Source organism: Azoarcus taiwanensis (assembly GCF_012910885.1).
Classification (GTDB): domain Bacteria; phylum Pseudomonadota; class Gammaproteobacteria; order Burkholderiales; family Rhodocyclaceae; genus Azoarcus_F; species Azoarcus_F taiwanensis.
The window spans coordinates 1-5,434 of the sequence record NZ_WTVM01000196.1; the positions used below are offsets into that span (position 1 = coordinate 1).

General features: G+C 64.3%; 5 protein-coding genes and 1 pseudogene. All 6 read right to left on the reverse strand.

The window, feature by feature from the left end; all coding sequences use genetic code 11:
- Positions 1-54: 54 nt before the first annotated feature.
- Entirely contained in the window at positions 55-672 is a 618-nt protein-coding gene (locus GPA21_RS19045; protein ID WP_168989659.1) for an LON peptidase substrate-binding domain-containing protein, read from the reverse strand.
- Complete coding sequence (locus GPA21_RS19050) at positions 669-1,295, reverse strand: UbiX family flavin prenyltransferase (RefSeq protein ID WP_168989660.1); 627 nt, start codon at positions 1,293-1,295, stop codon at positions 669-671. Before GPA21_RS19050 ends, GPA21_RS19045 begins: the two co-directional genes overlap by 4 nt.
- 10 nt (positions 1,296-1,305) lie before the next feature.
- Positions 1,306-2,466, reverse strand: coding sequence for an ABC transporter substrate-binding protein (locus GPA21_RS19055; RefSeq protein WP_168989661.1), 1,161 nt, complete (start codon positions 2,464-2,466; stop codon positions 1,306-1,308).
- Between the two features lie 107 nt (positions 2,467-2,573).
- Entirely contained in the window at positions 2,574-3,893 is a 1,320-nt protein-coding gene (locus GPA21_RS19060; RefSeq protein ID WP_339379822.1) for a cation:proton antiporter, read from the reverse strand.
- A gap of 325 nt (positions 3,894-4,218) precedes the next feature.
- Positions 4,219-5,178, reverse strand: a complete 960-nt coding sequence (locus GPA21_RS19065) for a branched-chain amino acid ABC transporter permease (RefSeq protein ID WP_168989663.1) — start codon at positions 5,176-5,178, stop codon at positions 4,219-4,221.
- Positions 5,175-5,434: pseudogene (locus tag GPA21_RS21085) on the reverse strand (hypothetical protein); the annotation flags it as partial. The gene GPA21_RS19065 and the pseudogene GPA21_RS21085, both read right to left, overlap by 4 nt.

The window sequence follows — 5,434 nt, forward strand, 5'->3', positions numbered from 1 at the left end:
ACACACTCGAGGAGGCAGGTCTGCCGACGCCGGTGCGAAAGATTCTCGGCCGGCTCAACCGGCGGTAAGCCCCTGGCTGGTGAGGAAAGTCCGAAGCACGGCGATGCGCGTCAGCGGATCCTCCAACTCAAGCAGCTGCTGGCGGATCTCGTCAGGCATCGGCAACACGCTCGACAAACGCATGCCCACCCACTCGGCGTCGTCGAAACGGTGAGGCGGCGGGAAATGGAGCTCACCCGAGTCCTGGATGATGACCTGCAGCAAGGCAACGAGAGGATTGCTTCCCTCGGGCAAGGATTCGGCAGGCTCGGCGGGCAACCACTCGACGTCGGCCGACAGAAGTCCGTCGGACCCTGCCTCGGCCGAGAGGATGCGAAAGCGTTGCTCGCCATGCGTGACCAGCTGCAGCAGGCCAGGTTGCACCATGTCCCAGGTGATGATGCGCGCACTGGTGCCGATTGCGTGAGGCACAGCCGGCTGCCCGACCTCGCTACCCTCCGCGATCAGGCAGACGCCGAAAACACCACTCTCGCGCATGCAACGCGCGGTCATGTCCATGTAGCGTGCTTCGAACACCCGCAGCGGCAACACACCACCCGGAAACAGCACGGTGCGCAGCGGAAAGATCGGTATGCGACACGGCTGGTCTGCCCTCGGCGACGATTCCCTCATCGCTCGTCTCCTTCGCCCCAGCGGCGCATCAAATCATTCGGCACGCCGATCTGGTCGAGCACGCGGGCGACGACGAAATCGACCATGTCCTCGACGGTCTGCGGGTGGGTGTAGAAACCGGGGCTCGGCGGCAGAATGACCACACCGAGCCGCGCCAGCTTGAGCATGTTCTCGAGGTGAATCGGCGAGAACGGCGTCTCGCGCGGCACCAGCACCAGCTTGCGCCCTTCCTTGATCGCCACGTCGGCGGCACGTTCTATGAGATTTTGCGACAGACCGGCCGCAATCGACGCCAGCGTGCCCATGGTGCACGGACACACGACCATGGCATCGGCCGGGTTCGAGCCCGAGGCCAGCGGCGCGAACCATTCTTCGCGGCCAAATACCCGCAACTGGTCGGGTGCGGCGCCAAAACGTTCGGACAACGCCCGCTGCACCTCGGCTGGGCGCGACGGCAGCTCGAGATCCATCTCCTGCCGGGCGACGATTTGCGCGACTTGGGAATACAGCAACCACACTTCGCATCCCGCACCGAGGAGGCATTCAACCAGACGGATGCCGTAAGGCATGCCGGAGGCGCCGGTGAAGGCAACGGCAACGGTGCGAGGCGGGGTGCGAGTCACGATGAGAAAGTCATTCCAGGTAGTCGGTGAGAATCTGCCATCGGCCGTCACGAATCTGCGCCAGCCGGCCGCTGCGATTGCCGAGGTGGTCATCGGCAGTGAAACGATACGCCGGACCGCCGAAGATGTCTCCCTCGGTGTTCAGCGTCGCCATTGCCGTGACGAAGCTCTGCACCGTCAGTTCCGGCCCGGCCAGCTCAGCGCCCTGCACAAAGAGGTCCGCGATGACGTAACCCATGACACTCCACACATTGGGCGCGACCCCGAAGCGCGTGCGATAACGATCGATCCAGTCGGCCAGCTCCGGCGAGGCGCCTTCGGCGTAAGGATGCGGCATCACGGTGACACCGTACAAGCCTTCGACCGCCGCCCCGCCCAGCTCGTGAGTCTGAGCCGAATAGCCGGATGCGGTCACCAGCATGTCGACGTCCCAGCCGATCTTGCGCGCCTCCATCATGGTCGCCACCGTCTCACGCACCACCGTGGCAAGCACCACGAGGTCGCATTCGGCCGCCCGCAGCCGCGCGACCTGGCTGGAGAAGTCGGTCGCACCGCGCTTGTAGCTAGTTCGCGCAACCAGTTCTGTGCCCAGCTTCCCGAGCCCGGCATCCACGCCGCGCATCACCTCCAGCCCATAGTCGTCGTCCTGATAGAGCAGGCATGTGCGCTCGTAGCCGCGCTCGGTCACCATGTAGCGCACGGCCGCGTCCATGTAATCCTGATAGGGCGCGAAGATCTGAAACTTCATCGGATGCTGCGGGGTGTAGGTCAACTCGTGCGGCGCGAAGGGGAAGAGATGCGGCCGCCCGGCCTCGACAATCATCGGCATGGTCGCCATCACGACCGGTGTCCCCATGTTGGCGAGGAACGCGAAGGCCTGATCGCGCTGCACCAGCTTGCGTGCCGCGAGCACCGCGCGCTTGGGATCGTAGGCAGCATCCTCGATGAGCAGCTCTATGGTTCTGCCGTGCACGCCTCCGGCAGCATTGACCTCGTCGAAACGCATCTGCATCGCATCGCGCACCGGCGTGCCGAGCATCGCAATCGGGCCGGACAAATCCTGAATGCTTGCGACCCGGATGCGATCGTGCGATACCCCGGGCGCATCAGCTAGTGCGGAGGCGGAGGCTGCCAACAAGGCGACTGCGAAGAACTGGCTTAGCGATTTCATGCTCTGTCGTGGTTGGTTTGCAAAGCGGACGATTATCGGCGGTGCCAGAAGGGCTGCCCATCGGGGCAGCCCTGATTTTCATCGCTGCAAGCCCGGTACGGACGCAGTCAGCCCACCGATGCGGTCGCCGGACGATCACGCCCCGGGTCATCGATCGCGGCCTGGGCGGATCTACGCCAGAATCGCATCATCAACGGTTTCGCGCTGAGTCCATGCAGCACGATCGACAGCGTCACCACAACCAGCGTGAGATGCAGCAACTCGAGGGCCATTTCCTGATCGAGACCCTGATTGATGGCGAACATGAGGTAGAACAGCGAGCCAATGCCGCGCACCCCGAACCAGCCCACCATGGCGCGCATACGCATCGGCGTGCGGGTCATGCCGAGACCGACGAACACGCTCACCGGTCTGGCCACGAAGAAAACGAACAGGGCAAGCGCAACCGCACGCCAGCTCCAGGAATCGACGAACAACATTCCACCGAGCAGGATCACGAGCACGAGTTCGGACAGGCGCTCCAGATGCTCTTTGTAGACCAGCGCGCCGACACCGACCTGCGGCACAAGCTGAGTCACCGGCTCTTCCTGCTCGAGCGAGTGCTGGCCCGCCAGGCGCATCTCGGTCTGGCGAAGCGCCACCGCCGCGAAGAAGACGGCGAGAAATCCACCTGCATCGACCCAGAGACAGAGGCCGAAAACGACGCCAATCATGCCGAGCCCGAGGAAGTCTTCATATCCGGTGGCGTCCGGTCTGCCGCGACGTAGAAAGTGCAAGGCCCATGCGAACACGACACCTGCGGCAACGCCGATCAGCACACCGCCCACTCCGGCCCAGGCGACATCGACCAGCAGCCAGCGGCTTCCACCCGGTCCAAGCTCGTGCAAGCCGAGCAATCCAAGGCCGAGCATCGCGAACGGAAATGCTGTGCCGTCATTCATGCCGGCTTCGCAGGTCAGATTGAAGCGCAGTCGGTCGCGGTCGTCCGTGTATCGAACCTGTATGTCACTCGCCAACACCGGATCGGTCGGTGCCAGAATCGCACCAAGCAAGACAGCGAGTCCCAGTGGCAGCCCAAGGAACCAGTAACCGAAAGCCGCAATCAGGGCTACGGTGACGGCCATTGAAAGAAAGGCCAGCAGGAATGGCGTCCGCCACCGCTTCCAGCTCACTGGAGCCGGCATCTTGATGCCAGCGGCAAACAGCGCGACCAGAACCGCCAGCTCCGTCAGCAGTTCGAGCAACTCCGACTGGCGCAGCGGATTGAAATGGAAGACAGATAGTAATGTTGGGCCGAGGATGACCCCCACCGCCAGATAGACGATCGCCGGCGTCAGCGGCACGCGCCGCATGCTGGGCGCCAGAAATCCAATACACAGCATTGTGAAGCCGATGAGTATGAACCAACCTTCGATACCAATATCCACGAGTCGCTCCCGATGACGGATACGTGCAGGCCGGCCACGACTGCACCGCGCCAACAAGATCCAACTCGGAGATGATCCCATCGCACTCACCCGGCGTGCTGTATCAGCTTCTTGCGACCCTTCCCGTGCCATCACGGAGTCGACGCCGGCGATGGAGCACGTCGACACATGACGCGAATTCGCTCGCGTTGCAGGCCAATTCAGCTAGACGACGCCGTTCTTTGGAGCGGATTTTTCTGAACGGGGCGCTGGGGGCGGCCGACTCGCGAAACCGAACAAATGCAATCACATGTAACCGCGAGTACGCCTGGTCCGGGCTTTGTCCCTACCGGGGAAGCTTCGCTCCCCCCGCAATCCCCTGCGGGCGGAGCAGAATCACCGCCACGATCACCAGCCCGAACATGATCGCCTCCAGCCCGGCCGGACGAACGATCGCGGCGGGCAGCAGGTCGCGCAGCAAGGCATTGAACTGCGGGATGGCGACAATGACCAGCGCACCCCAGAAGGCGCCAGCCAGATGCCGCGAACCGCCGATGAAGGCCAGCATCAACAGCTCGAAGGACAGGAACAGGCCGAACTGTTCAGGGCTGATGAAACCGATGAAGTGCGCGTACAGCCCGCCCGCCAGTCCGGACAAGCCACCGCCGACCACGAAGGCCCGGGCCTTGCTGCGCCCCACATCCACCCCACAGGCCGCCGCGGCAACTTCGTCGTCACGCACGCTACGCCAGGCAAGTCCGTGATGGCTCCGCACCCAACGATGGCAACACCACCAGGCCAACGCCAGCGCGGTGACCGCCACCAGCGCCTGGCTCGCCGGCGACACCGCAGCCCAGCCACCGAGCGCGAAATCCGGCACCAGCATGCCGGCATTGCCCCGGGTCAGGCCCTCCCAGCGCACCAGGCCCTCCTCGACGATGAGCGCGAACGCGAGCGTACTCATTGCAAAGTAGAGTCCGCCGAGGCGCCTTGCGGGGAGACTCGCAATCCAGCCACCCGCAGCACCTAGCCCTATCGCGATCACCAGGGCGAGCGGCGCCGGCACCCCACGCGCGGTGAGCAACGCCTGCGCGTAGGCGCCCAGAGCCAGCAGCGCGCCCTGGCCGAGCGAGATCTGCCCGCTCTGGCCGACGATGAGCACCACCCCGAGGCCAGCAATCGCGTAGGTGCATACCAGCACCAGCTGGCTCAGCGCGAAATCCACACCCAGCCAGACAACCGCCGCCCAGCCCACCCAGGCGAGCACCAAAGCGGAGATGACGACACGACGCTGGCCCGCCATCATCGTCGGCTCCAGCGCAAACCTGCGCCCATGCCGGCCGGAAACAGCAGCAACGCCAGCATCAGCAACACATAGGGCACGACATCCTTGCTGCCCTCGGGCAGATAAAGCCCGGCCAAGGCCTCGACCACGCCCAGGAAGATGCCCGCGATCGTTCGTCCGGCCGGGCTGGAGGCGATCATGTTCGGGCTGGTGATCGTGGCGGTGATTCTGCTCCGCCCGCAGGGGATTGCGGGGGGAGCGAAGCTTCCCCGGTAGG